We start from the raw sequence: 24,470 nt of genomic DNA, 5'->3' as shown, positions 1-24,470 counted from the left end.
TGGATACTCTTATCGCAAAGAAAGGCTTTAAGACGTAATTCCGAGGTGCTAAACTGGGATATAGAATCAAGCCCCGGCGGATAGGGGCCAGCGCTCGACATCCAGAACGTTAAGGAGAAGGCCATGCTCAAGCAGAAGATCGCGGACCGGCAAGCCGGCATATTGACATACGGAATTACGCCTCCCAAGGTGACCCACGACGCGGAGAAGATCGCCGAGATCGCGCGCAAGCAGATCGAGAGGCTGGAGGGCAGCGGCATCGACGGACTCGTGCTGTACGACGTGCAGGACGAAGCGGACCGCATCGACCAGGACCGCCCCTTCCCGTACCTGGAGACGATCGACCCGACGCGGTACAGCAAGGAATATCTGAGCGGGTTCGACGTGCCGAAGATTATCTACAAGGTGGTCGGCAAGCAGTCGAAGGAGGAGTTCGCCGATTGGCTTCGGGCCGACGGCGGCGAGGACCGGTTCTCCGTCTTCGTCGGAGCTTCCTCGAGCCGGCAAGCCGTTACGATGAGGCTTCCGGAAGCGTATCGGCTCGGGGCTCGGCTGAACGCCAATCTGGCTCTGGGCGGCGTCGTCATTCCGGAGCGCCACGAGAGCAAGGGCGACGAGCATCTGCGGGCGACGGGCAAGCAGCAGGACGGCTGCTCCTTCTTCATCTCGCAGGCGGTCTACGACGTCGAAGCTTCGAAGAACTTCCTCTCGGAGTACTACTATTATTGCATGGAGCATGGAATAGCGATGGCGCCGATCCTGTTCAACCTCGCGCCCTGCGGCTCTCAGAAGACGCTGGAGTTCATGAAGTGGCTCGGCATCAGCATTCCGAAGTGGCTGGAGAACGAGCTCGTCCATTCGCAGGACATTCTGGACAAGTCGATCCGGCTGTCGCGGAAGATTTTCGAGGAGCTGTTCGAGTTCGGATTGGAAAAGGGGATCCCGATCGGCTGCAGCGTCGAGAGCGTGTCCACGCGCAAGGTGGAGATCGAAGCGTCGGTCGAGCTGCTTCGCGAGATGAAGCTGTTCATGGAGAGCCGCTTGCAGGTCGGAGCGGCGGCCTTGAGAGGCTGATGGGGGCAGATCGGTCTTATATCCTATTGATTCACCGTCTGGAATCAGGCGTCTAGCAGCCTTGGTCGGACTCTTCGGAGTCGGCCGGGGCTTTTTTTCTACGAAAGATCCTTTTGTTAACAGGCTTCTTGGGGTATGGAGACAGGAAAGTCTCGTTTATGGCTGCAATCGGAATCCCAGGGGTCCGGTTTGTCACATTTCGTAGAAAATGATAAGGGGCTTCTGGTAGAATTGGAATAGATAGCGTACGGTGGGCTTGCCGCGGTGCAGTTCCTCTGAAAGGAGGGATGCCCGTGGCACATGACAAGCTTTATGACGTTTTGAAATGGATTTCCATGTCTCTAACGCTGTTCTTCGGCGTACGGAAGTTCATTCGCTTCATTCGTCGTAAGCTTCGTAACATGAAGAAACCCACCGCATAAGGTTGGCTCCTTCGGTGGGTTTCGCTGATATCAGCGCGCCGTGGTTGCCCACTACGCTATCGAAGCGGTGCCGTGCGGGAACACGGCACCGTTCTTTATTGTTACCTTCATTATAACCGGTAAACCAAATGGTTTACAAGCGCATATCCTTTCTGTTCTCCGAATTGGCCTCGATAAAGATCCCCTTTCTATCTGCCACTTATCCCCAGAGTTGTGGATAGAGTGTGGGTAAATCTGGGGATAAAAATTCAAGCGTGCTTTTGCAATCGGGCTCGGAGCAAGGTATCGTTAAGATATTCGGAACGAAAGGGGAGACGAGGGCAGGATGACGGACAAGCGAGTCGTGAAGTGGGGGATCATGGGACCGGGAGGCATCTCGGGCAATTTCGCGTCGGAACTGAAGCACGCTCCGGGGGCGGAGCTGGTCGCCGTGGCCGGCAGATCGAAGGAGAAGGCCGACGCCTTCGCGGAGAAGCACGGGGTGCCGCGGGCTTACGGAAGCTGCGAGGAGCTAGCGGGAGATCCCGAAGTCGAGATCGTCTATGTCGGAACGCTTCATCCGGTTCATAGGGAGAACGTTCTGACCTTGCTGCGGGGAGGCAAGGCGATCCTGTGCGAGAAGCCGTTCACGATGACCGAGGCGGAAGCGCGGGAGATCGCGGAAGAGGCGAGGAAGCGGAACCTGTTCGTCATGGAAGCGATGTGGACCCGGTACCTCCCGGTCATTCGCCAGGTGAGAAGCTGGCTTCGCGAAGGCGCGATCGGCGAAGTGAAGCTGCTTAAGGCCGAATTCGGCTTCGACGCGGGCTGGAATCCCGAAGGTCGGCTGCTGAACAAGGAGAAGGGCGGCGGAACGCTGCTGGACGCCGGCATCTATCCCGTCTCGTTCGCCTCCATGGTATACGGGGAGCGGCCGTCGCGCATTCTGAGCACCGCGTTCATCGGAGAGACCGGCGTGGACGAGCAGTATTCCTTGCTGTTCGAATACGAAGGAGGCCGCATCGCGTCTCTGCACGGCGGCGTTCGGCTGGCTATGAACAACGACGCCTGGCTCTATGGGACGAAGGGGAAGATCCACGTCCCCAACTTCTTGGCCGCGAAGGAAGCGACGCTGTACGCGAACGGCGAGGAGCCGGTAACCGTGACGGACGACCGCGACTTCGTCGGGCACGCCTTCCAAGCGATCGAGGCGATGGACTGCCTGCGCGAAGGGCGCAAGGAGAGCGCCGAGATGCCGCTGGACGAGACGATCGAGCTGATGGGCACTCTGGACGAGATCCGGTCGCAGTGGAACTTGACTTATCCGTGAACATAAGGCTAAACCTTCGCCGTCGACGGACGGCCAAGGAAGGGGCTTCGCTTAGGCGGAGCTCTTTTTTTGGGCATTCGGAAGTCGCATCTTCTCGCCAAACGCACTGTAGCACCTCCGGCCTCACGCAGTAATCCCCATATTCGAAGCAGATTGGACGAAAGAGAGTAACCACGTTCCTCACATCTAGCTATGCGTTGCAGAATGGCCGAAGAGAGTAACTGCGTTCCTCACATCCGGCTAATGTATCGCAGGACGACTGAAGAGAGTAACCACGTTCCTCACATTCAGCTAAAACCTTGCCCCGCCGCCTCGGCAACTTCTGCGCTGTGCTCTCGCAAGTCGAAAAAATCGACTTGCAGCGTCCACGCCTAGCGCGGCGCCGCGCGGGGGAGCTGCTTCGGCGGCCGCAAGACGGCGGAAGCGGCACTCGCGCGCCGGCGGCGCGGCGCAGCCCCGCCGATCCCTCAGCCGAGCTCCCCCGCCGGATTGACCGTCGTTGCTCACTTTGCTCATTCGCTTAACTGTGGTTAATCAATCCGAGAAACCAAGCTCCAGCCTCCCCCGCATATGATACAATGACCCTGAAATCGCATAGGAAGCGCTTAACAACCGACAAAATCGGCGTTCTAACGAAGGCCGCCCGCCAGGACAGGGAGCCGGCCGACGCGCGAAGCCGCCGATAATCACAATCAAACGCGGGGAAAGCGGGGAAGGGCCATGACGAACCCATCGCAAGCTCAGACACAATCGCAAGCTCAGACGCAATCGCAAGCTCAATCGGAGTCCCAATCCACGAAAGTCCGCTACGGCATCATCGGCGTCGGCAACATGGGCAGCGGCCACGCCGAGCTGCTGCGCTCGGGCCGGATCGAAGGAGCCGAGCTCGCCGCCGTCTGCGACGGATCGGCCGAGCGCAGGGAGTGGGCCCGTCAGAAGTGGAGCGGCGTGCCCGTGTTCGAGACGTCCGCCGACATGCTCGACTCCGGCCTGGTCGACGCGGTGCTGATCGCCTGCCCGCACTACGACCACCCGTCCGAAGCGATCCAGGCGTTCGAACGCGGCGTCCACGTGCTCGTCGAGAAGCCGGCCGGAGTGTACGTCAAGCAAGTGCGCGAGATGAACGAAGCCGCCGCGCGGAGCGGGAAGAAGTTCGGCATCGTCTACAACCAGCGGATGAACCCGTTGTACCGGAAGCTGCGCGAGCTGATCTCCTCCGGCGAGCTCGGCGAGATCCGGCGCACGAACTGGATCATCACGAACTGGTACCGGCCGCAGGCGTACTACGATTCCGGAACGTGGCGCGCGACGTGGGCCGGCGAAGGAGGCGGCGTTCTGATCAACCAGTGCCCGCACCAGCTCGACCTGTGGCAGTGGACGATCGGCATGATGCCGACCCGCATCCGCGCATTCTGCCAGGAGGGCAAGCACCGGGACATCGAAGTGGAGAACGACGTGACCGCCTACGCGGAGTACGCGAACGGAGCGACGGGCGTATTCATCACGTCCACCGCGGACGCGCCCGGGACGAACCGGTTCGAGGTGACCGGCGACAGGGGCAAGATCGTCATCGAAGACGGCAAAATGACGTTCTGGAGACTGCGGGTGCCGGAATCGCAGTTCAACGCGGAGAACGAGATCCCGTTCGCGTCCCCCGAGTGCTGGAAGATCGAAGTTCCGCACCAGGGGGAGAGCCCCGAGCACGCGGGCATCATCCGCAACTTCACCGACGCGATCCTCCGCGGAGCCGAACTCGTCGCCCCCGGAGAGGAAGGCATCCTCGGGCTGTCGATCTCCAACGCCATCCACTTGTCTTCCTGGACGGACGACTGGGCGACTCTGCCGCTCGACGAGGAGCTCCACTACGCCGAGCTGAAGAAGAGAATCGACGCTTCGACCTACGCCAAGAAGAACGTTCGGGCGGCTTCCCGTCCCGCCGACCTGAGCGGCACGTTCTGACGGCCGCGCGACCCGACGCATCGTAACTATCGACCATGCTCATCGATCCTGTCGCGAGCCAATCGAACTACCGAATCCACCGACGCAAGGAGACCGAACGCAGATGAACCGATCCGATGGAATGAACTACGCGCCGGTCGCGGCGAACAAGCCGAAGCCGGTCTGCCGGCCGGGAGAGTTCGTCTTCGCCGCGGCCGCTCTCGACCACGGCCACATCTACGGCCAGACGAACGGCCTGCTGGAAGCGGGCGGCACGCTCAAGTGGGTGTACGATCCCGATCCGGCCAAGGTCGCCCAATTCGTCAAGACGTACCCGCAGGCCGCCGTCGCCCCGACCCTCGAGACGATTCTGGCCGATCCCGGGGTCAAGCTCGTGGCCGCCGCCGCGATCCCGTCCGAGAGGGCGGCTCTCGGCATCCGGGCGATGGAGGCCGGCAAAGACTATTTTACCGACAAGACGCCCTTCACGACGCTGGAGCAGCTGGATGCGGCCAAGGCGGCCGTCGCGCGAACCGGGCGCAAATACATGGTGTACTACAGCGAGAGGCTCCACGTGGAGAGCGCGGTGTACGCCGGGCAGCTCGTCCGCGAAGGCGCTATCGGACGCGTCCTGCAGGTGATCGGCACCGGCCCCCACCGGCTGAACAAGGCGTCGCGTCCGGACTGGTTTTTCCGCAAGGAGAAGTACGGCGGCATCCTGTGCGACATCGGCAGCCACCAGATCGAGCAGTTCCTCTACTACGCGGGCTGCAAGGATGCCAGGGTGCTGCACAGCAAGGTGGCCAATTACGCCAATCCCGACGTGCCGGAGCTGGAGGACTTCGGGGACGCGACGCTGCTCGGCGACAACGGGGCTACGAATTATTTTCGCGTGGACTGGTTCACTCCGAACGGGCTGGCGACTTGGGGAGACGGCCGGACGCTTATCCTGGGCACCGAAGGCTACATCGAGATTCGCAAATATATCGACCTGGAGCGGGATCCGTCCGGCGACCACGTCTACTTGGCCAACCAGGAAGGGCAGTGGCGCTTCCACGTCTCCGGGCAGGTCGGCTATCCGTTCTTCGGGGAGCTCATTCTCGACTGCCTGAACCGGACGGAGAACGCGATGACGCAGGAGCACGCGTTCAAGGCGGCGCAGCTGTGCCTCGAAGCGCAGAAGGCGGCGATCCGCATCGAAGGATAAGGACGAGGGCGAGAGCCGGGCCATCCGTGATACAATCGGGGTAAACGAGTTCGCGGAGGAGCCCGACGTGACCTTCTCTATGTATCGCATGGAGCATCCCTTCGAGATGTCTTACCGGAACGATTGGCCGATCTCGGGCACGCTGTTCCATTCGCACGCTTTTTACGAGATCTATTACTTCCAGGAAGGCGAGTGCACCTACCTGATCGGAGACAAGCTCATGGCGCTGCGGCCGGGGGATCTGATCCTCATGCACGGCATGACGCTGCACTCCCCGAATCCGTCGCCGGGCCGCCCGTACGTCCGCTCGATCGTGCATTTCGATCCCGGCTACGTGCACCGTCTGCTGCAGCCCGAGCCGGCCGGGGCGCTGCTGAGGCCGTTCGAGGAGCTGCGCAACCATCGGATCTCTCTGGGAGAGGCCGAACGCGAGCTGGTGGAAAATCTGTTGTACTCCATGAACGAGGACTTCAAGAGTCGGAGACGGCAGGCCTCTACGGCCCCCGCGCCCGTCGACCGCCTCGACATTCGGTTCCTGGAGCTGCTTCAGCTCGTCTCGGAGTGGTGCTCCGGACCGATCGACGACCGGAGTCCGTCCTCCGAGCGAGAACGGCACGTCCAGGAGGTCGTCTCGTACCTGGAGGAGCACTACCGGGAGGAAGTGACGCTCGAAGCGATCGCCGCGTCCCTTCATCTCTCGAAGCCGTACCTCGCGAACCTGTTCCGAAAAGTGACCGGAACGACGATTTTCAAATATTTGCACAACCGTCGCTTGAACCAGGCGAAGATTCTGTTCCGGTTCGACCCGAACCGGTCGGTCTCATCGGTGTGCCGGGAAGTAGGGTTCGTGCACCCGGCCCACTTCAGCCGGCTGTTCAAGGAATTGGAGGGCGTCAGCCCCGAAGTCTACCGCCGCCGCATGAGAGAGCTGTCGGAGCGATGAGCGCCGCTTCTCCTTCGCGCGCGGAGCATTCACCAATCGGAAGGGAAGTGGCAGCGCATGGACAAGAGCCGAATCGGCGCCCAGTTGTATACCGTGCGGGAATTCACCAAGACCCCGGAGAGCCTGAAGGAGACGCTGCTCCGGGTCAAGGAGATCGGCTACGCGGCCGTGCAGGTGTCGGCCATCGGTCCGATCCGGCCGGAGGTCGTGAAGGAGCTGGCCGATGAGGCGGGGCTGGCGATCTGCGCGACGCACGTCGGCTTCGACCGTCTCCGAGGGCAGTTGGACGAAGTCGTCCGCGAGCACAAGCTGTGGAATTGCCGCTACGTCGGGCTCGGATCGATGCCTCCGGAGTACCGGGATTCCAAGAAAGGGTACGAGAAGTTCGTGCGGGAGACGGCTCCGATCGCTCGCAGGCTGCATGAAGAAGGGCTGCAATTCGTCTACCACAACCATCGCTTCGAGTTCGCGAGAATCGACGGAACCCGTACCGGGATGGACATTCTGCTGGAGGACACCGACCCGGACGCGTTCGGAATCGAGCTGGACGTCTACTGGGCGCAAGCCGGAGGAGGCTCGCCCGACGCCTGGGTGCGGAAGGTGAAGGGGCGCATGGCGGTCGTTCATCTGAAGGACATGGAGATCGTGAAGGACCAGGCGGTCACGGCCGAGCTCGGGGAAGGCAATATGGACGTCTCGGGGATCGTCCGCGCGTGCCGGGATACCGGCGTGGAGTGGTACGTCGTCGAGCAGGACGACTGCCGCAGAGACCCGTTCGAGAGTTTGGCCATCAGTTACAGACGTTTGATGAGAGAAATGAGTTTCGAACATTAAGGAATTCTCACGATTTTCTCAGAAACCCTTCCGATGCGCTGATAGAGTTGGATTCGTTTTCACCTTGGGAAAAATTAGGCTGTTTCAGATGTGTTATAGTGATCCCAGCGAAAAAACGGTTCGACTCTACAGCAATGTCGGGAGGAAATACGATTCATGGCGCGTAAGATCACCAAGACGAGAACGAAGTTGTTATCGATATGCCTGCTCGCTTCCATCGGCTGGTTCGGCATGGCGGCCGGCCACTCCGGCCAGGCGAGCGCGGCTACCGCGGAATCCCTTGAATTGTTGTCCATCGGCAAAGAATATATCGGCACTCCTTACGAATTCGGCGCGACGGCCGGCGATACGGAGAGCTTCGACTGCTCTTCCTTCGTGCAATACGTCTTCAAGCAGATGGACGTCTCGCTGCCCCGCACTTCCGTCACTCAAGCCAAGATGGGAGTCAAGGTGGAGAAAGGGTACTTAAGCGTCGGAGACCTGGTGTTCTTCCGGACGGGAGGCTCCGGCATCAGCCACGTGGCCATCTACGCGGGCAACGGCAAGATCCTTCACGCCAGCAGCAGCAAGGGCGTCGCGATCTCCGACATGAACACGAGCTATTGGAAGAAGAGCTACGTAACGGCGCGCAGAGTGCTGTAATCGATCGATAGAAAAGAAAAGGTCCTTCGCCGGGCGGAAGCGCCCCGGCGGAGGATCTTTTTTTGGTTCTCGGCCGCAGGCTCGCGCGATTACGGACGCCGTCCGATATAGGCGTACGAGAGCACTCCTCCGGCGAGCAGGACGAAGAAGGCGGCCAGCAGCGCGAGATGGAGGCCGGAGAGGAACGAGCCGCTGGCGGCGATAATCGCTCCGGGGATCGCGACGCCGAGCGCCGAGCCGACTTGGCGGCTGGAGTTGAGGGCGCCCGAGGCGGCTCCCGTCAGCTCCTTCGGAGCCGAGGAGAGAACCGCCGCCGTAAGCGGCGGAATGATAAACGGGATGCCGATGCCCGTCAGCAGGAGCCCTGCGGCGGGGACGGCATAAGGAGTATCCGCCCCGATCCAGGCTTGCACGAGAGTGCCCGCGGAGACGAGGACGAAGCCGACCGTGAGCGGGATGCGGGGACCGATCCGGCTCGCGAGGCGACCGGTCAGAATCGGGCCTACCGCCATCGGCAGCGTCAGCGGAAGCAGGGCGAGACCGCTCGAGCCGGCGGACCAGCCGAGCGTCTGCTGGAAGTAGAGAGGCAGCAGGAACAAGATGCCGGCGAACCCGACGTTGATCGCCATGCCGGCGAGCATGCCGGCCGATACCGTCGGATGGCGGAAGAGCGACAGGGGGAGCAGAGGGCTTCTGCCTCTCGCTTCGATGACGACGAAGGCGGCGGCCGCGGCTATGGCGATAGCCAGCGCGCCTAGAACCGGGGCGGATCCCCAGCCGTAGCTCTCGCCTTCCATCAGCGCGTAGGAGAGGCCGGCGATCGCCGCGATGGCCGCGAGCTGGCCGGCGGGGTCGAAGCCGCGGCTCCTCTGCCGGGGAGTCTCGGCGGCGAGCCGAACCGTCGCGGCCAGGCTGGCGAGGCCCAGGGGCACGTTAAGCAGGAAGATGCTGCGCCAGCCGAACGCGTCGACGAGCACCCCGCCGGCGACGGGGCCCGAGGCGAGCGCGACGCCGGTGACGGCGGCCCAGATGCCGAGGGCGCGGGTGCGCCGGGCCGGGTCGGGGTACTCGTTCGCGACGAGGGCGAGCGACGCGGGCAGCAGCGCCGCGCCGCCGAGGCCGAGCAGCGCGCGGAGGGCGATCAGCGCGCCGAGCGAGGGCGCCGCTGCCGACAGCGCGGACGCGGCGACGAACGCGGCCAGTCCGGCCGCGTAGATCCGCTTCGCTCCGAGGCGGTCGGACAGGGCGCCCATCGTGAGCAGCAATCCGGCGAAGACGATCGTATACGCGTTCGCCACCCATTGCAGGCCGGCCAGCCCGCCTCCCAGGTCGGAGCGGATGGCCGGCAGCGCGACCGAGACGACCGTCGTGTCGAGAAGGACCATGAAGTAGCCGAGGCAGAGGCCGGCGAGCATCCAGAATCGGCTCCGGCTTCGGACGCGGGAGGAGGCGGAGGGGGATGGAATGGTTTTGGCGTCAGAATGAGGGGCGGAATTAAGGTTGGGGGACATAGGCGATGAGGACTCCTTTCCGGGTCGGATCTATTCGGGAAGACGTGGCGGCTTCCACGGGCAATAGTGTATGATGGCATCGATGGGCAAGCGAGATGAGGGTTTATCCTAGGAGGATAACTCCTAGTTATTCGATCGAGAGGAGAGTGCGGCCCGGTGTCGGAACAATCGGAGAGCGACCGGCTGAAGGAGCTGGCCGAATTCCTTCGTTCGCGAAGGGCGCGGATCTCGCCGGAAGAAGCCGGCTTCGCGGACGGAGGACGGAGGCGGACGCCGGGGCTCCGGCGCTCGGAAGTGGCCCAGCTGTCGGGGATGAGCGTGGACTGGTACACGTGGATGGAGCAGGCCCGTCCGATCCAGGTGTCCGCTCAAGTGCTGGAGAGCCTGTCCCGCGCGCTCCGGCTGGACGCCGGGGAGCGCAAGCATCTGTATCTGCTGGCGCTGCGGCAGCTGCCCGCGGATGCTCTCGGGGGCGAAGGCGTCGCGAGCGAGACGCTGCGCCTGTTCCTCGAGCGACAGGAGGACATGCCCGCCGTCGTCTACGATCTTCGCCTGAACGTGGTCGGCTGGAACCGGCCCGCCTGCGTCGTCTACGGCGATTACGAGCGGATGACCGCGAGAGAGCGCAACACCGTCTGGCGGACGTTCACCTCCCCGTACGTCCGGGAGCTGCTCCGAGACGGCTGGGAGGCTCAGGCGCACCGCAGGCTGGCGCAATTCCGGGCCAATTACGCCAAGCTCGCCGGCGATCCTTGGTGGAAGGAGTTCGTCGAAGAGCTCGGGGTAGCGAGCCCCGAGTTCCGGGAATGGTGGCCCCGCCATGACGTGAAGGAAGCCAAGGAGGGCAGCAAGCTGCTGTATCATCCGGTCGGGGGTCCTTTGGCGTTCGGACACCTTTCTTTTCAACCGTTCGACGCTCCGGACCTGACCGTGACGATTAACCTGCCTCTGGAGGAACACGACACGGCGGCGAAGATTCGGAGGCTGCTCGCGGGCGGATGAGCGGCGCTAATGGATCGAAGGGCTCTTCGTCGCGAAGGGTCGGGACGGCCTTACTTTATTTCGCTTTTGGGATTACAATAGGTAGCGGTGAACTTATTGGAGCAGGAGGATGAACCATGCGGATTGGCGCCATCGAAGCGGGCGGAACGAAGATCGTCTGCGGATACGGCAACGAACAAGGAATCATCGAAGACCGCGTCAGCTTCCCGACGGAACAGCCGGAGAAGACGCTGGAGAAGGTCATCGCTTATTTTAAGGACAAGCAGGTCGAGGCGATCGGGGTCGGTTCCTTCGGACCGATCAATATCGATCCGGCGAGCCCCGAATACGGATACGTCACGACGACGCCGAAGCCGGGCTGGACGAACTACCCGTTCCTGCCGACGCTGAAGAGCGCGTTCGACGTTCCGTTCGGCTGGGATACGGACGTGAACGCCGCCGCCTTCGGGGAAGCGACTTGGGGAGCGGCCAAAGGCTTGGATAGCTGCGTTTATTATACGATCGGAACCGGAGTAGGCGTCGGCGTGTACGCCGAAGGCAAGCTGGTGCACGGCCTCGTGCATCCGGAGGGCGGCCACATTCTGACGAGGCGGCACCCGGACGACACGTACGAAGGCTTCTGCCCGTACCACGGCGACTGCCTCGAAGGCATCGCGGCCGGCCCGGCCCTCGAGGGCAGATGGAAGGTCAAGGGCAGCGAGCTGCCCGAGGATCATCCGGCTTGGGCGATGGAAGCCTTCTACATCGGGCAAGCGGTCGCCGGGACGATTCTGATGCTGTCGCCGAAAAAGGTCATTCTGGGCGGCGGCGTCATGCATCAGAAGCAGCTGTTCCCGCTCATCCGCGAGGAAGTGCGCCGCAACCTGAACGGCTACGTCCGCGCGTCGGCCGTCCTCGAAGGCATCGACGACTACATCGTCCCGCCGGGCCTCGGCGACAACGCCGGCCTGTGCGGCTCGCTCGCGCTCGGCCTGAAGGCTCTGCGCAGCCAGTGATAGGGCCTCTTTTTTACGCCACGGTCTCCCGCGACAGCGGGGGGCCGTTTTTATTTTGCTATGGGGCGCGTTGGAAGCCCGGTAACCCCTTCGCAGCTCCGTAAGTCTAAGACCCTAACTTCCGAGCCCCCGATCAACCGCCACCCACCATCAACCGCCGCACACATCAACCGTCACACACATCAACCGTCACACACATCAACAGCCCCACACATCAACCGCCACGCACATCAACCGCCACGCACATCAACCGCCATACACATTATCCGCCCTACCAGCCCTTCCGTTCTCCGTAATTCCCAGCCTCTAACTGCGGCCACAAAATCGACGAAATGATGAAATCGCCTTGCACCGCAAAGGCTCGGAGAGCGCAAGTCATCCCATAACCCGCCCTAATTGATATTGACAATCATTATCATTGAGTTATAATCATAAAAGCCGAATCGTTGATAATGATTATCAATGAGAGGATTTGTTTGGAATTGATTAGGACAATTTGGAATTCGATCGAACGGCCGAGTCCGCTAACTCGCGAAGCCATCAAGCCCAATCCCATGGAAACGCGAAGCTGTCGAACCCAATCCCATGGAGCGCGAAGTTATCGGATCGTTCGAATCCATCCTCTCCGTCCGTCGAATCGCCAAATCATCGAATCTCGAATCCAACGAATCTCGGCCGTAGCGAAAAAACGGCCAATCCCGAACGACCCGAGTCTATAGAAAGCGAACCGATAGCCATGAGAAGAAGTTACCTGATCGCCGCTCTCGTCCTGTTATCGTTAATCTCGCTGTTCGTCGGCGTCAGCAGCGTGTCGCCGCTTCACTTGTTCAACCTGCCCGACGACGAGCGGCAGGTTCTGTGGATCAGCCGGATCCCCCGGCTCCTCAGCATCGTGATCGCCGGAGCGAGCATGAGCGTCTGCGGTCTCATCATGCAGCAGCTGACGCGCAACAAGTTCGTGTCGCCGACGACGGCCGGCACGATGGATTCCGCCAAGGTCGGCATTCTCGTCTCCATGCTGCTGTTCACGTCCGCGGCGCCGCTCGTCAAGATGGCCGTCGCCTTCGCGTTCGCGCTGGCGGGCACGCTGCTGTTCATGAAGATCCTGGACCGCATCCCGTTCAAGGACGCGATCTTCATCCCGCTCGTCGGTCTCATGGTCGGCAACGTCATCAGCTCGGTCGCGACCTTCATCGCGTACAAGTACGATCTCGTCCAGAACATGTCGTCCTGGCTCCAAGGCGACTTCTCGGGCGTGCTCAAAGGCCGCTACGAGCTCATGTACGTCAGCGTCCCGCTCATGGTCGTCGCTTACCTGTACGCGAACAAGTTCACCGTCGCCGGAATGGGCGAAGAGTTCTCCGTCAACCTGGGGCTGTCCTACCGCAAGGTCGTCAATCTCGGCCTTGTCGTCGTGGCGCTCTCCAGCTCGGCGACGATTCTGACGGTCGGCACGATTCCGTTCCTCGGCCTCGTCATCCCGAATATCGTCAGCCTTTATCTCGGGGACAACCTGAAGCGCACCCTGTCGCACACGGCGCTGCTGGGCGCCGCGTTCGTGCTCGCCTGCGACATCGTCGGGAGGCTGGTCATCTACCCGTACGAGATTCCGATCAGCCTGACGGTGGGCGTCATCGGCAGCGCGCTCTTCCTGTACTTGCTCGTAAGGAGAAGGACGTATGGCTAACCGCGCGAACCTCAATTGGAAAATCGTCGTCCTCGTCGCCCTGTCGCTCGCGCTCATCGCGCTGTTCCTGTTCCTGCACGTCGGCAATTGGGACTACGCGATCCCCAGAAGGTCGCTCAAGATCGCGGCCCTCGTCATGACGGGATGCGCCATCGCGTTCTCGACGACGGTGTTCCAGACGATCTCGAACAACCGGATTCTGACGCCGAGCATTCTCGGGCTCGACTCTCTTTATATGCTTTTGCAGACCGCCATTATCTACTTCGTCGGGTCCGGGTCGATCCTCGTCAAGAACGGCAGCTACAACTTCCTGCTGTCCGCCGTCCTGATGATTCTGTTCTCGGCCGTGCTGTACCGGTTCGTCTTCCGCAAGGACCGTCAGAACTTGTACTTCCTGCTGCTGATCGGCCTCGTCATCGGCACGATGTTCCAGAGCTTCTCCACCTTCATGGAAGTGCTCATCGACCCGAACGAGTTCCTCATTCTGCAGGGCAAGATGTTCGCGAGCTTCAACAACGTCAATACGAAAATCGTCGCGATCTCCGCCGCCGCTCTGCTGCTTACGACGGCTTACTTCCTGAGGTACGCCAAGTATCTCGACGTCCTGTCGCTCGGCCGGGATCACGCGGTCAACCTCGGCGTCGATTACGAACGCATCGTCCGCCGCCTGCTCGTCGTCGTGTCCGTTCTCGTCTCCGTCTCGACGGCGCTGGTCGGGCCGATCACCTTCCTCGGGCTGCTCGTCGTCAACGTGGCGCACGCGTTTTTCCGGACGTACCGGCATCGTTACCTGATCGCGGGGTCCATTCTGATCGCCGTCGTGGCGCTGGTCGGAGGACAGCTGCTCGCGGAGCGGGTCTTCGTCTTCTCGACGCCGATCAGCGTCATCATCAACTTCGCCGGCGGCTTGTACTTTCTATATTTGCTGCTAAAGGAGAACCGATCGTGGTAGAGGTCAGAGACGTATCCAAGAGCTACGGAGGCCGCAAGGTCGTCGATCGCGCGTCCGTCCGGCTCGCGAAGGGGAAGATCACTTCGTTCATCGGGCCCAACGGGGCGGGGAAGAGCACTCTCCTCTCCATCGTCAGCCGGCTGATCGCCAAGGATGAAGGAGAGGTTCGGATCGAAGGCAAGGAGATCGGGGAGTGGAAAAGCAACGAGCTGGCCAAGAAAATCTCCATTCTGAAGCAATCGAACCACGTCAACCTGCGTCTCACCGTCCGGGAGCTCGTCTCGTTCGGCCGCTTCCCGTATTCGCAGGGGCGGCTGACCAAGGAGGACCAGGCCTTCGTCGACGAGGCGATCCGCTATATGGATCTCGAGGACCTTCAGCACAAGCATCTCGACGAGCTGAGCGGAGGGCAGAACCAGCGGGCGTACATCGCCATGGTCATCGCCCAGAACACCGAGTACGTCCTGCTGGACGAACCGCTTAACAACCTGGACATGAAGCATTCGGTCCAGATCATGAAGACGCTTCGCCGGCTGGCCGACGAGCTGGGCAAGACCGTCGTCATCGTCATCCACGACATCAACTTCGCGTCTTGCTACTCGGACTTTATCGTGGCGCTCAAGGGCGGCCGGGTCGTCCGGCAGGGCCCGACGGAGGAGATCATCGATCCCGAGGTGCTTCGGGAGGTCTACGACATGGAGATGGACATTCGCGTTCTGAACGGCAACAAGATTTGCCTGTATTACGCGTAACATCGGTAAATTCGCCGCCGAACCCGCGCCTGTCCGCGGGAGCTGGCGACGCGATTTTATAAAACTTTTTTCGTAGAGGTGGAGAAATGAAAAAGGCATTATCCGTGCTTCTGGTAGGTCTGTTCGTCCTGGTCATGGCCGCGTGCGGCTCCAATAACGAGAAGAACTCCGGGGCTTCTTCGTCCCCGTCAGCGAGCCCTTCGGCTTCCGCGTCGGCAAGCGCGTCCGCTTCCGCCGGCGAATCGCCTGCGGCCAGCGAATCTGCGACTCCGGCCGAGATCAACGTTAAGCACGCTTCCGGAGAGACGGCCGTCAAGACGAATCCCGCCAAGGTCGTCGTGTTCGACTTCGGCACGCTCGATACGCTCGACAAGCTGGGCGTCGAAGTGACCGGCGTTCCGCAGCAGAATCTGCCTTCCTATCTCAAGAAATACGAAGATGCCAAATACGTCAACGTGGGCGGGCTGATGGAGCCGGACTTCGAGAAGATCGCCGAGATCAAGCCGGATCTGATCGTCATCTCGGGCCGCCAGGCGTCCTCGTACGAGGAGTTCAAGAAGATCGCCCCGACGATCAACCTGGCGCTGGATACGACGAAGTACATGGATTCGTTCAAGGCGAACTTGACGACGGTCGGCCAGATTTTCGGCAAGGAGAAGGAAGTGACGGGCGAGCTCGCCGCCATCGAAGGCGAGATCCGGGCGTTGCACGACAAGGCCGCCGCGAACGGCAAGACCGGGTTGATCGTGCTGACGAACGAAGGCAAGATCAGCGCATACGGCCCGGGCTCCCGCTTCGGCCTCATCCACGACGTCTTCGGCGTGAAGCCGGCGGACGACAAGATCGAAGTGTCGACCCACGGCCAGAGCGTCTCGTTCGAATACGTCGCGGAGAAGAACCCGGACTATCTGTTCGTCGTCGACCGCGGCGCCGTCGTCGCCAGCGAAGGCGGAGAGTCGCAGCCGGCGAAGGCCGTCATCGAGAACGATCTCGTCAAGAAGACGAACGCCTTCAAGGACGGGCACATCGTGTACCTCGATCCGAACTACTGGTACCTGTCCGGCGGCGGGCTGGTCTCCCTGTCGGAGATGGTGAAGGAAGTCTCCGCGGCTTTTAACTGATCGAAGCAAGGGAAATCAAAAAAACGACAATTGCAGGCGGTTTAACGAGTGCGATATTTCGTATAAAATCGTCGAAATCATCGCAAACAAATGAAGTCTGTATGATTTTTCACATAAAACGCAAGCATCGCACCGTCATAAGGAAGAATTTGTATGGTTTTTCATACAAACCTAACGGTGAGTACCTTCTTATGGCGTATTTTATACGATTTTTCATACACGAGTACGAATCGAAAAAAGCGGTTCGCCGAACGGGCGACCGCTTTTTTTGTCGTTCAGTGCGGAATGATCCCTCAATCGGCCGCGAGCCCCAGCGATTCGCGTAGGCGCTTGGCGTCCCGAATCGGGGGCAACCCGAACATCCGGGCATACTCCCGGCTGAACTGGGTGGGGCTCTCGTACCCGACCCGGAAGCCGGCGTCCGCGGCTTCGGCCGCCTCCGACAACAGAAGCCGTCGAGCCGTCTGCAAGCGGACCTGCTTCTGATACTGAAGCGGGCTCATCGCGGTAATCTCCTTGAACCTGTGGTGGAGGGACGACGGGCTCATATGGACGGCGGCGGCCAACTCGGCGATCGAGAGCGGCTTATCGTAATCGCGTTCGATGAGGCGAACCGCCTTCGCGATCCGTTCGGCGTGGCTTCCGATCCTGGCGAACTGCGCGAGGGATTGGCCCTGCTCCGCCTGGAGAATTCGGAACAGAATCTCCTGCGTGAAGAGAGGCGCCAGAACGGGAATGTCCCGCGGCCGGTCCAGAAGGCGCGCGAGCCGGACGACGGCTTCCAGCAGCTCCCGGTCGACGCGGTTGACGTATAGGGCCCTCCGGGAACCGGACGGTTTGACGATCGGAGGATCGCTGCGGCTGACCAGATCGAAGATGCGGCCCGGGTCGACGTTCAGCCTCAGGCATAGATAAGGCCGTTCCGGCGAGGCTTCGATCACTTGGCCCGTCACGGGCAATTGAAGGGACACGACCAAATAGCTGGAGGGGTCGTACAGATAGTTTTCCTGAGCCAACAGGACCAGCTTGGTGCCTTGAGCCACGAGGCAGAGAGCGGGTTCATGCACGGAGTGGATCGGCTCGGACGGCTTGGACGCCCGAATCAGCTGCAGATCGGGGATCGGCGTCGAATGCGTTCCGTCTTCTCCGGAGTGCTTCTCGATCAAGGCGACCAGCTCGTTTTGCAGCTTCTTGTCTTCCTCGTCCGCGATCACGATGCATCCCCCTTCTCGCTTTGTCAATTGAACGTCGACACCATCTCATCGTAATCGATATTGCAGGATTAGGCAATAATCGTGGCGGATCCGGCTACCTGGTCGGCATCGGTGTTCGGCATAATGAGGATGCAGGCAGGAACAGACAAGGGAATGAGGAGTGGGCGAGATGAATGCAACCGGCCAAGACGATCGCAAGCCGCATCCGTACGTCGGAATGTGGGTGACCAAGGACGGCTATATCCGTCACGAGCTGCTGCCGAACGGACGATACGACGAAGCTCGCGGCAATCGCAAGAGCGCCTATCAAGGCCGTTACTACCTGGTGGGCGACCACATCGAATATATCGACGACACCGGTTTTACGGCGGACGGCGACTTTCGGGACGGGATTCTATATCACGCGGGAATGGTTTTGTACCGGGAAGAATAGGGAGCTCGCCCCGCTCGGGAGAGCGGAGCGAACCGAACCGGATATCTGGAGGAGGAGATAACGTTATGTCTGCCATTCAAGGAAAAGTCGTGGCGATAACGGGAGCGAGCAGCGGGATCGGAGAAGCGGCGGCGCGGCTGCTGGCCAGCCGCGGGGCCCAGGTCGTGCTGGGGGCGCGGCGCGAGGACCGGCTGGAGAAGCTGGCCGCGGAGATCGCCGCGGACGGAGGAACGGCGATCTGCCAGAAGCTCGACGTCACGAAGCGGGAGCAGATGGAGGCGTTCGTCCGGACGGCATGCGACCGGTTCGGCCGGATCGACGTCCTTCTCAACAACGCGGGCATCATGCCGCTGTCCCCGTTGGAGTCGCTGAAGGTGGAGGAATGGGACCGGATGATCGACGTCAACGTCCGGGGCGTGCTCTATGGCATCGCCGCGGGATTGCCCGTCATGAAGAAGCAGGGCTATGGCCACTTCGTCAATATCGCTTCCATAGGCGCCTACTCGGTCACGCCGTCCGCGACCGTCTACTGCGCGACCAAGTACGCCGTTCGCGCCATCTCGGACGGGCTGCGCAAGGAGGTCGGAAGCGACATCCGCGTCACCCAGGTCTCGCCGGGAGTCACGGAGTCGGAGCTGGCCGACAGCATTACCGACGAGGGGGCTAGGCAGTTCATGAAGGAATACAGAAGAATCTCGATCCCCGCCTCGTCGATCGCGCAAGCGATTCTGTTCGCCATCGAGCAGCCGCCGGAAGTGGACGTGAACGAGATCATCGTCAGACCGACCGCCAGCGCGGTCTAAGCTTGGGCCGAGCCTGTTGCCAGGCGAAGAAGCGAATAGGCTGCCGAGAGCTTCTCGGCGGTCTTTTGTGCGCCTGCACCAAGAGACGCGAGTCCTTCGAATCAAGAGAAGAGTATCGACAGGCATTATCCATAACGGGAAAGCGTAACGGACACCACGGCCATTATGGAAGCCGAATTCGCCTTTTTTGAGATTTAACGGACATAGATGCGCTTATTTTCGGAGAAAACGCTTATTCCGGACGTCTGTCGAGACATTAAGGGCCGTGGTGTCCGTTGCGTGTCGCAAATGGCTGTTTTTGGCGAGATAACGTCTGTGGCGTCCGTTAGAAGGATGGCTGGTGCCAAGCGAGGACCGCGGTTTGCGGAAGGGGCAGAAATAGATTTAAACCAGAGGATAATCTCTTACGTCTCTTCATAATAGAAGAATTTGGCATCATACGGCAAATAACCAATATAAGGGCGATGTCCGGTGAGAAAAGGGAGCTGGCTCGCGTTAGGCTGCTCGGCGGTTCTGTGGATCGCGTTGACGGGGTGCGACGGAGGAGGCGGAGGGGAACGAGCGGGCGAGGCCGAATCGGCAGAGGCCTCCGTCACGGCCGCGTCTCCTTCCGCGGCCGCCAAGGAAGAGATGGTCCAGCTGCTCAAGGAGCTGCAGGAGGAGAACCGAACGCTGCGCGAATCCGTCGAGCGATATGAACGAATCGAACGCGCACAAGAGTACGGTCTGGACGCTTGGAAGAAGGAGTATCCGAAGATCGCTCCCTTCGGCGAGACGCGCGAATGGACCTCCATCGAGATTATCGCGGACGGAGAGTCGGTCAAGCTGACGGATCCGCTTCTTCTGTCGATCGTCGGCCCCTTGCTTCAGATCCAAGGAACCGCCGACTACACGAACGGTCCGCAGAGCGACATCGATCCGTTCTCTCTTAGACTGACGGATAAGGACGGCTCGTATCTCCTGAACGTGACCAACCGAGAGTCCGTCGAATTCCCGGAGCTCGATCAGGCGGGAGCGTTCCGGGTCTCGCCGGAGATCGCCAACTTCGGCCGGGCGTGGATGAAGCGTCCAACGTAGTCCTTCGGATTCGAATGAAGAGCTGCGGGCGCACTTGCGGAAGCTTCTCTCGAGAATCGAGCCGGACTCGCCGAGACATGAGGAGGTCGATGTGGGTATCGAAGGAGATGAACTCATTTGAGCGTACCCTCTCGCGGCGATCTCATCTGGCTGGATTTCGACCCGCAAGCTGGACGGGAGCAAGCCGGCCGTCGGCCCGCCATTGTCCTGTCCGAAGCGAATTTTAACGAATTGACGGGATTTGCGGTCGTGTGTCCGATTATGAATCAAGCGAAGGATTACGCCTTCGAAGTAGCCTTGCCGGAGGGGCTGCCTTTTACGGGCGTCGTACTGACCGATCAGTTTAAGAGTTTGGATGTCAGGACTAGGAAGATTAAGATTGCGGGCAGCCTGCCGTTCGATTCCGATACAATGGCGAGTATTCTCCGTAATGTTCGCTCCATTCTTGCCTAACCCCGCTTTCCGACCTCATCCGAATCCCCTTCCCGCCCGCGGGTGAGGGGATTTTTGGCCGTCTTCCTTGCGAATCTCCTCGTGAAGCGTTATCATGCGACCGGGTGAGGCCAATTTCCTATTCTATTGTTGAAAAAAGGCGATGCCCTGTTTAAACTAAAACCGACTTCTACGTTTTGAGACCGTGACAAAGGGATCGTCCGACGATAGAGAAGGATGCGGCGGGGTTCAAGCGGCCGGCGGAAGCCAGGCGCGAATTCCGACGGGAATGGAGGCCAAGATGACGGATTCGACCATTATCCGCTTCGACAAGGTAACGCTGCAGTACGACGGAGACGACGCCGTTCTAAGCGACGTCAGCTTCGAGATCGAGCACGGCAAGTTCTACACGCTGCTCGGTCCCTCGGGCTGCGGCAAGACGACCATCCTGAGGCTGATCGCGGGCTTCATCCAGCCGACGCAAGGAGACATCTATCTCAGCGGCCGAAGAATCAACGACGTGCCGGCGAACAAGCGGCAGGTCAACACCGTGTTCCAGGACTATGCCCTCTTCCCCCATCTGAACGTGTACGAGAACGTGGCGTTCGGCCTGCGCATCAAGAAGATGAAGCAGGCGGCCATCGACGCGAAGGTGAAGGAGGCGCTCCGGTTCGTCAACCTGACCGGCTACGAGAACCGGGAGATCCGCGAGATGTCGGGCGGTCAGCGGCAGCGCGTCGCCATCGCCCGGGCGATCGTCAACGAGCCGGAGGTGCTGCTGCTGGACGAGCCCCTCTCCGCGCTGGACCTGAAGCTGCGCACGGAGATGCAGGTCGAGCTGCGCGAGCTTCAGCGACGCCTCGGCATTACGTTTATTTTCGTCACCCACGATCAGGAAGAGGCGCTGGCGATGTCCGACGAGATCTTCGTCCTGAACCAGGGCCGCATCGAGCAGAGCGGAACGCCGACGGACATCTACGACGAGCCGATCAACCGGTTCGTGGCCGACTTCATCGGGGAATCGAACATACTGCCCGCCGTCATGGTCCGCGACTACCTCGTCGAGTTCGCGGGGCGCGAATTCGAGTGCGTGGACGGAGGCTTCCACCCGGGCGAGAACGTGGAGATCGTCATCCGGCCGGAGGATCTGGAGATTACCGCTCCGGGAGAGGGCAAGCTGAAGATTCGCGTCGACTCGCTCCTGTTCCGCGGCGTCCACTACGAGATCGTCGGCAGCGACGAAGACGGCAACCGCTGGCTCGTCCACTCCACGCGGAAGGCGAAGGTAGGCGACGAGATCGGCCTCGACTTCGAGCCGGAGGCAATCCACATTATGCGCTTCGGCGAGTCCGAGGAGGACTTCGACAAGCGGATCGAGGAATTCACCGAGGTGGGCGATGAAGACTAATTCCCGCAACCTCTATCTGATTCCGTACGCCGCCTGGATCGCGCTGTTCGTCGTCGCTCCGATCGTCCTGATCGTCTATTATTCGTTCCGGGACATCGAGGGGAACTGGTCGCTGTCGAACTACGCGCATTTCTTCACGCCGGTATACATGCGCATGACGCTCAGCTCGTTCTGGTACGCGCTGCTCATCACGCTGTTCTCGCTGCTCGTCGCGTATCCGACGGCGTATCTGCTGACGAAGGCGAAGCATAAGCAGCTGTGGCTGCTCCTTATCATTCTGCCGAGCTGGGTCAACCTGCTGCTCAAGGCGTACGCGTTCATCGGCCTGTTCGGCACGTACGGCTTCGCGAACGCGTTCCTCGAATCGGTCGGCCTCGGCCGGCAGCAAATTCTGTTCACCGACTTCAGCTTCGTGTTCGTGTCGGTGTATATTTTCATACCGTTTATGCTGCTGCCGATCTTCAACTCGCTCGAGGAGCTGAACCCGACGCTCATCCAGGCGGCCCGCGACCTCGGCGCGTCCCCGTGGACGACGTTCCGCCGCGTCGTGTTCCCGCTGACGATCGACGGGGTGAAGTCCGGCTGCCAGGCCGTCTTCATCCCGGCGCTGTCGCTCTTTATGATTACGCGGCTGATCGCCGGCAACCGGGTCATCACGCTCGGCACCGCGATCGAGCAGCACTTCCTGGTGACGCAGGATTGGGGCATGGGCGCGACGATCGCCGTGTTCCTCGTCATCGTGATGGCGGTCATCATGGCCGTCACCGGACGCCGCAGAAGGGGGGCGAGAGGATGAACGCACGGGCCAAGGGCCGGGGCGGATGGTCGTGGGCGAACCTGTATCTGATCGCGGTGTTCGTCATTCTGTACGCCCCCATTCTGTATCTCGTGTATTACTCGTTCAACGCCGGGGGAACGATGCACGGTTATGACGGGTTCACGCTCGAATGGTACGGGGAAGTGTTCTCCGACACGCGGCTGCTCATTATCGTGCTGAACACGTTCGTCATCGCGCTGTTCTCTTCGGCGATCTCGACGGCGCTCGGCGTCGTCGGCGCGCTGGCCATTCACAAGGTTCGCAGGCTGCAGGCGAAGAACGCGCTGCTGTCCCTCAACAACGTGCTTATCGTCAACCCGGACGTCGTCATCGGCGCTTCGTTCCTCATCCTGTTCACGATGATCGGGCTGAAGCTCGGCTTCGGCTCCGTGCTCGTGTCGCATATCGCGTTCAGCGTGCCGATCGTCGTCCTCATGGTGCTGCCGAAGCTGCAGGAGATGAACGCGACCTTGATCGACGCCGCGCGGGACCTGGGGGCGAGCGGCTGGCAGGTGCTGTCCAAGGTCGTGCTGCCGTTCATCAAGCCGGGCATCTTCGCGGGCTTCTTCATGGCGCTGACCTATTCGCTGGACGACTTCGCCGTCACGTTCTTCGTGACCGGCAACGGCTTCTCCACGCTGTCCGTCGAGATCTACTCGCGGGCGCGCCAAGGGGTGTCGCTGTCCATTAACGCGCTGTCGACGCTGCTGTTTCTGTTCACCATCCTGCTCGTCATCGGCTATTACCTGATCAATCGCCGAAGCGGCAAGATCACGGAAGCGGGGGCCCGGCCATGAAGCAGATCGTTCGCCTGTTCGCGTCGGTGCTGATCGCGGGCTTCGCGCTTATGTACTTGACCTCGTACCTGAACTCGGAGCAGGGGTATTCCGGCGGCAACACGCTGACCGTGTACAACTGGGGCGACTACATCGACCCCGACCTGATCGGGAAGTTCGAGAAGGAGACGGGCGTCAAGGTCATCTACCAGACGTTCGATTCCAACGAAGCGATGCTGACGAAGGTCGCCCAAGGCGGCACGACGTTCGACGTCGCCGTTCCGTCCGATTATGCCATTAGCAAAATGAGAGAAGAAAACCTGCTCCTCCCCATCGACAAGGAGCAGATTCCGAACCTGAAGAACATCGATCCCCACTTCATGGACCTGTCGTTCGATCCGGGCAACGTCTACTCCGTTCCTTACTTCTGGGGAACGGTCGGCGTCGTGTTCAACCCCGAGCTCGTGAACGGCAAGACGTTCGAGAGCTGGGAGGACCTGTGGTCGCCCGATCTGCGCAACCAGATCCTGCTCGTGGACGGCGCCCGCGAAGTCGTCGGCATGGGGCTGAACAGCCTCGGCTATTCGCTGAACGATACGAACGAGGAGCATCTGCAGGAGGCTTTGAAAAAGCTGAACAAGCTGACGCCGAACGTCAAGGCGCTCGTCGGGGACGAGATCAAGATGCTGCTCGCGAACGAAGAAGCGGCGGTCGGCCTCGTCTGGTCGGGCGACGCTTCGGAGATTCTGAGCGAGAACGAGAAGCTGGACTACGTCGTGCCGAAGGAAGGGTCGAACCTGTGGTTCGACAACATGGTCGTCCCGAAGACGGCCAAGAACCTGAAGGCGGCGCATCAGTTCATCAACTTCATGCTCGATCCGGAGAACGCGGCCAAGAACGCGGAGTACGTCGGCTACTCGACGCCGAACCGCGAAGCGTTGAAGCTGCTGCCGGAGGATATCTCGGGGGACGAGAGGTTTTACCCGCCGGCGGAGCTGACCGAGAAGCTGGAGGTGTACGACAACCTGGGGAAAAAGATGCTCGCGCATTACAACGAGCTGTTCCTCGAGTTCAAGATGCACAGCAAATAAACAAGGAGGAACCGCGCACTCTACGAGAGA

Annotated in this window: 23 protein-coding genes; 21 read left to right on the top strand and 2 right to left on the bottom strand. The window is 60.9% G+C overall.

The genetic code is table 11. The features are described from left to right. The first annotated feature begins 123 nt into the window (after positions 1 to 123). From H7B90_RS00240 to H7B90_RS00210, 7 genes are all read left to right on the top strand, one after another. The gene (locus H7B90_RS00240) at positions 124 to 1,074 is read left to right on the top strand and encodes a methylenetetrahydrofolate reductase (RefSeq protein WP_185133855.1); all 951 of its coding nucleotides are present in this window, start codon (positions 124 to 126) and stop codon (positions 1,072 to 1,074) included. Positions 1,075 to 1,821: 747 nt separating this feature from the next. Next, on the top strand, positions 1,822 to 2,805 hold the full coding sequence (locus tag H7B90_RS00235; protein WP_185133854.1) for a Gfo/Idh/MocA family protein: 984 nt from the start codon (positions 1,822 to 1,824) through the stop codon (positions 2,803 to 2,805). A 720-nt stretch (positions 2,806 to 3,525) separates the two neighbouring features. Further along, positions 3,526 to 4,764 (top strand): Gfo/Idh/MocA family protein, encoded by a 1,239-nt coding sequence (locus tag H7B90_RS00230; RefSeq protein WP_185133853.1) that lies wholly within the window; start codon positions 3,526 to 3,528, stop codon positions 4,762 to 4,764. 103 nt (positions 4,765 to 4,867) lie between these two features. Further along, positions 4,868 to 5,950, top strand: coding sequence for a Gfo/Idh/MocA family protein (locus tag H7B90_RS00225; RefSeq protein WP_185133852.1), 1,083 nt, complete (start codon positions 4,868 to 4,870; stop codon positions 5,948 to 5,950). A 67-nt stretch (positions 5,951 to 6,017) separates the two neighbouring features. Further along, positions 6,018 to 6,893 carry a helix-turn-helix transcriptional regulator gene (locus tag H7B90_RS00220; protein WP_311772651.1) on the top strand — a complete coding sequence of 292 codons (876 nt, stop codon included), beginning with the start codon at positions 6,018 to 6,020 and terminating at the stop codon, positions 6,891 to 6,893. A 57-nt stretch (positions 6,894 to 6,950) separates the two neighbouring features. Then, positions 6,951 to 7,727: a sugar phosphate isomerase/epimerase family protein gene (locus tag H7B90_RS00215; RefSeq protein ID WP_185133851.1), complete on the top strand. Its 777-nt coding sequence runs from the start codon at positions 6,951 to 6,953 to the stop codon at positions 7,725 to 7,727. Positions 7,728 to 7,883: 156 nt separating this feature from the next. Next, positions 7,884 to 8,369, top strand: a complete 486-nt coding sequence (locus tag H7B90_RS00210) for a C40 family peptidase (protein WP_185133850.1) — start codon at positions 7,884 to 7,886, stop codon at positions 8,367 to 8,369. Positions 8,370 to 8,458: 89 nt separating this feature from the next. Here H7B90_RS00210 and H7B90_RS00205 read toward each other — a convergent pair whose 3' ends face one another. Next, positions 8,459 to 9,784 carry an MFS transporter gene (locus tag H7B90_RS00205; RefSeq protein ID WP_185133849.1) on the bottom strand — a complete coding sequence of 442 codons (1,326 nt, stop codon included), beginning with the start codon at positions 9,782 to 9,784 and terminating at the stop codon, positions 8,459 to 8,461. Positions 9,785 to 10,036: 252 nt separating this feature from the next. Between H7B90_RS00205 and H7B90_RS00200 the strand changes: the two genes are divergently transcribed. The 6 genes from H7B90_RS00200 (at position 10,037) to H7B90_RS00175 (ending at position 16,389) form a co-directional block, all read left to right on the top strand. Then, complete coding sequence (locus H7B90_RS00200) at positions 10,037 to 10,882, top strand: helix-turn-helix transcriptional regulator (protein ID WP_185133848.1); 846 nt, start codon at positions 10,037 to 10,039, stop codon at positions 10,880 to 10,882. 116 nt (positions 10,883 to 10,998) lie between these two features. Continuing rightward, positions 10,999 to 11,877 carry an ROK family protein gene (locus tag H7B90_RS00195; protein ID WP_185133847.1) on the top strand — a complete coding sequence of 293 codons (879 nt, stop codon included), beginning with the start codon at positions 10,999 to 11,001 and terminating at the stop codon, positions 11,875 to 11,877. 736 nt (positions 11,878 to 12,613) lie between these two features. Next, entirely contained in the window at positions 12,614 to 13,564 is a 951-nt protein-coding gene (locus H7B90_RS00190; RefSeq protein WP_185133846.1) for an ABC transporter permease, read from the top strand. Beyond that, a complete protein-coding gene (locus H7B90_RS00185) occupies positions 13,557 to 14,516 on the top strand; it encodes an iron chelate uptake ABC transporter family permease subunit (RefSeq protein WP_185133845.1) in 960 nt (319 codons plus the stop codon). Before H7B90_RS00190 ends, H7B90_RS00185 begins: the two co-directional genes overlap by 8 nt. Further along, the gene (locus H7B90_RS00180) at positions 14,510 to 15,268 is read left to right on the top strand and encodes an iron ABC transporter ATP-binding protein (protein WP_185133844.1); all 759 of its coding nucleotides are present in this window, start codon (positions 14,510 to 14,512) and stop codon (positions 15,266 to 15,268) included. Before H7B90_RS00185 ends, H7B90_RS00180 begins: the two co-directional genes overlap by 7 nt. Positions 15,269 to 15,354: 86 nt before the next feature. After that, positions 15,355 to 16,389, top strand: a complete 1,035-nt coding sequence (locus H7B90_RS00175; protein WP_185133843.1) for a siderophore ABC transporter substrate-binding protein — start codon at positions 15,355 to 15,357, stop codon at positions 16,387 to 16,389. Between the two features lie 293 nt (positions 16,390 to 16,682). On the opposite strand, the gene H7B90_RS00170 is transcribed toward H7B90_RS00175, so the two are convergent. Further along, positions 16,683 to 17,600: an AraC family transcriptional regulator gene (locus H7B90_RS00170; RefSeq protein ID WP_373315936.1), complete on the bottom strand. Its 918-nt coding sequence runs from the start codon at positions 17,598 to 17,600 to the stop codon at positions 16,683 to 16,685. A 172-nt stretch (positions 17,601 to 17,772) separates the two neighbouring features. Between H7B90_RS00170 and H7B90_RS00165 the strand changes: the two genes are divergently transcribed. The 8 genes from H7B90_RS00165 (at position 17,773) to H7B90_RS00130 (ending at position 24,440) form a co-directional block, all read left to right on the top strand. Continuing rightward, positions 17,773 to 18,036, top strand: coding sequence for an Atu4866 domain-containing protein (locus H7B90_RS00165; RefSeq protein WP_185133841.1), 264 nt, complete (start codon positions 17,773 to 17,775; stop codon positions 18,034 to 18,036). Positions 18,037 to 18,101: 65 nt separating this feature from the next. Further along, positions 18,102 to 18,839: an SDR family oxidoreductase gene (locus H7B90_RS00160; protein ID WP_185133840.1), complete on the top strand. Its 738-nt coding sequence runs from the start codon at positions 18,102 to 18,104 to the stop codon at positions 18,837 to 18,839. A 471-nt stretch (positions 18,840 to 19,310) separates the two neighbouring features. Continuing rightward, positions 19,311 to 19,916, top strand: a complete 606-nt coding sequence (locus tag H7B90_RS00155; RefSeq protein WP_185133839.1) for a hypothetical protein — start codon at positions 19,311 to 19,313, stop codon at positions 19,914 to 19,916. A 117-nt stretch (positions 19,917 to 20,033) separates the two neighbouring features. Next, the gene (locus tag H7B90_RS00150) at positions 20,034 to 20,369 is read left to right on the top strand and encodes a type II toxin-antitoxin system PemK/MazF family toxin (RefSeq protein WP_185133838.1); all 336 of its coding nucleotides are present in this window, start codon (positions 20,034 to 20,036) and stop codon (positions 20,367 to 20,369) included. A gap of 280 nt (positions 20,370 to 20,649) precedes the next feature. Next, on the top strand, positions 20,650 to 21,756 hold the full coding sequence (locus H7B90_RS00145) for an ABC transporter ATP-binding protein (protein WP_185133837.1): 1,107 nt from the start codon (positions 20,650 to 20,652) through the stop codon (positions 21,754 to 21,756). Beyond that, positions 21,746 to 22,552, top strand: coding sequence for an ABC transporter permease (locus H7B90_RS00140; RefSeq protein ID WP_185133836.1), 807 nt, complete (start codon positions 21,746 to 21,748; stop codon positions 22,550 to 22,552). The genes H7B90_RS00145 and H7B90_RS00140 overlap by 11 nt, the downstream gene beginning before the upstream one ends. Beyond that, positions 22,549 to 23,370 carry an ABC transporter permease gene (locus H7B90_RS00135; protein WP_185133835.1) on the top strand — a complete coding sequence of 274 codons (822 nt, stop codon included), beginning with the start codon at positions 22,549 to 22,551 and terminating at the stop codon, positions 23,368 to 23,370. The genes H7B90_RS00140 and H7B90_RS00135 overlap by 4 nt, the downstream gene beginning before the upstream one ends. Then, positions 23,367 to 24,440, top strand: a complete 1,074-nt coding sequence (locus tag H7B90_RS00130) for an ABC transporter substrate-binding protein (protein ID WP_185133834.1) — start codon at positions 23,367 to 23,369, stop codon at positions 24,438 to 24,440. The genes H7B90_RS00135 and H7B90_RS00130 overlap by 4 nt, the downstream gene beginning before the upstream one ends. Positions 24,441 to 24,470: the final 30 nt, after the last annotated feature.

The organism is Cohnella xylanilytica, from assembly GCF_014212175.1.
In the GTDB taxonomy this organism is placed as follows: Bacteria; Bacillota; Bacilli; order Paenibacillales; family Paenibacillaceae; genus Cohnella; species Cohnella xylanilytica.
The sequence above is the reverse complement of the archived record's forward strand: the minus strand, read 5'-3'. Positions and strand labels throughout refer to the sequence as shown.

What these genes read in the sequence shown, in the direction of transcription:
- H7B90_RS00195 (WP_185133847.1), top strand. Translation starts at nt 10,999, where the DNA reads ATGCGGATTGGCGCCATCGAAGCGGGCGGAACGAAGATCGTCTGCGGA.
- H7B90_RS00190 (WP_185133846.1), top strand. Translation starts at nt 12,614, where the DNA reads ATGAGAAGAAGTTACCTGATCGCCGCTCTCGTCCTGTTATCGTTAATC.
- H7B90_RS00205 (WP_185133849.1), bottom strand. Translation starts at nt 9,784, where the DNA reads ATGCTCGCCGGCCTCTGCCTCGGCTACTTCATGGTCCTTCTCGACACG.
- H7B90_RS00210 (WP_185133850.1), top strand. Translation starts at nt 7,884, where the DNA reads ATGGCGCGTAAGATCACCAAGACGAGAACGAAGTTGTTATCGATATGC.
- H7B90_RS00145 (WP_185133837.1), top strand. Translation starts at nt 20,650, where the DNA reads ATGACGGATTCGACCATTATCCGCTTCGACAAGGTAACGCTGCAGTAC.
- H7B90_RS00165 (WP_185133841.1), top strand. Translation starts at nt 17,773, where the DNA reads ATGAATGCAACCGGCCAAGACGATCGCAAGCCGCATCCGTACGTCGGA.
- H7B90_RS00230 (WP_185133853.1), top strand. Translation starts at nt 3,526, where the DNA reads ATGACGAACCCATCGCAAGCTCAGACACAATCGCAAGCTCAGACGCAA.
- H7B90_RS00135 (WP_185133835.1), top strand. Translation starts at nt 22,549, where the DNA reads ATGAACGCACGGGCCAAGGGCCGGGGCGGATGGTCGTGGGCGAACCTG.
- H7B90_RS00185 (WP_185133845.1), top strand. Translation starts at nt 13,557, where the DNA reads ATGGCTAACCGCGCGAACCTCAATTGGAAAATCGTCGTCCTCGTCGCC.
- H7B90_RS00215 (WP_185133851.1), top strand. Translation starts at nt 6,951, where the DNA reads ATGGACAAGAGCCGAATCGGCGCCCAGTTGTATACCGTGCGGGAATTC.
- H7B90_RS00140 (WP_185133836.1), top strand. Translation starts at nt 21,746, where the DNA reads ATGAAGACTAATTCCCGCAACCTCTATCTGATTCCGTACGCCGCCTGG.
- H7B90_RS00225 (WP_185133852.1), top strand. Translation starts at nt 4,868, where the DNA reads ATGAACCGATCCGATGGAATGAACTACGCGCCGGTCGCGGCGAACAAG.
- H7B90_RS00160 (WP_185133840.1), top strand. Translation starts at nt 18,102, where the DNA reads ATGTCTGCCATTCAAGGAAAAGTCGTGGCGATAACGGGAGCGAGCAGC.
- H7B90_RS00130 (WP_185133834.1), top strand. Translation starts at nt 23,367, where the DNA reads ATGAAGCAGATCGTTCGCCTGTTCGCGTCGGTGCTGATCGCGGGCTTC.
- H7B90_RS00175 (WP_185133843.1), top strand. Translation starts at nt 15,355, where the DNA reads ATGAAAAAGGCATTATCCGTGCTTCTGGTAGGTCTGTTCGTCCTGGTC.
- H7B90_RS00240 (WP_185133855.1), top strand. Translation starts at nt 124, where the DNA reads ATGCTCAAGCAGAAGATCGCGGACCGGCAAGCCGGCATATTGACATAC.
- H7B90_RS00235 (WP_185133854.1), top strand. Translation starts at nt 1,822, where the DNA reads ATGACGGACAAGCGAGTCGTGAAGTGGGGGATCATGGGACCGGGAGGC.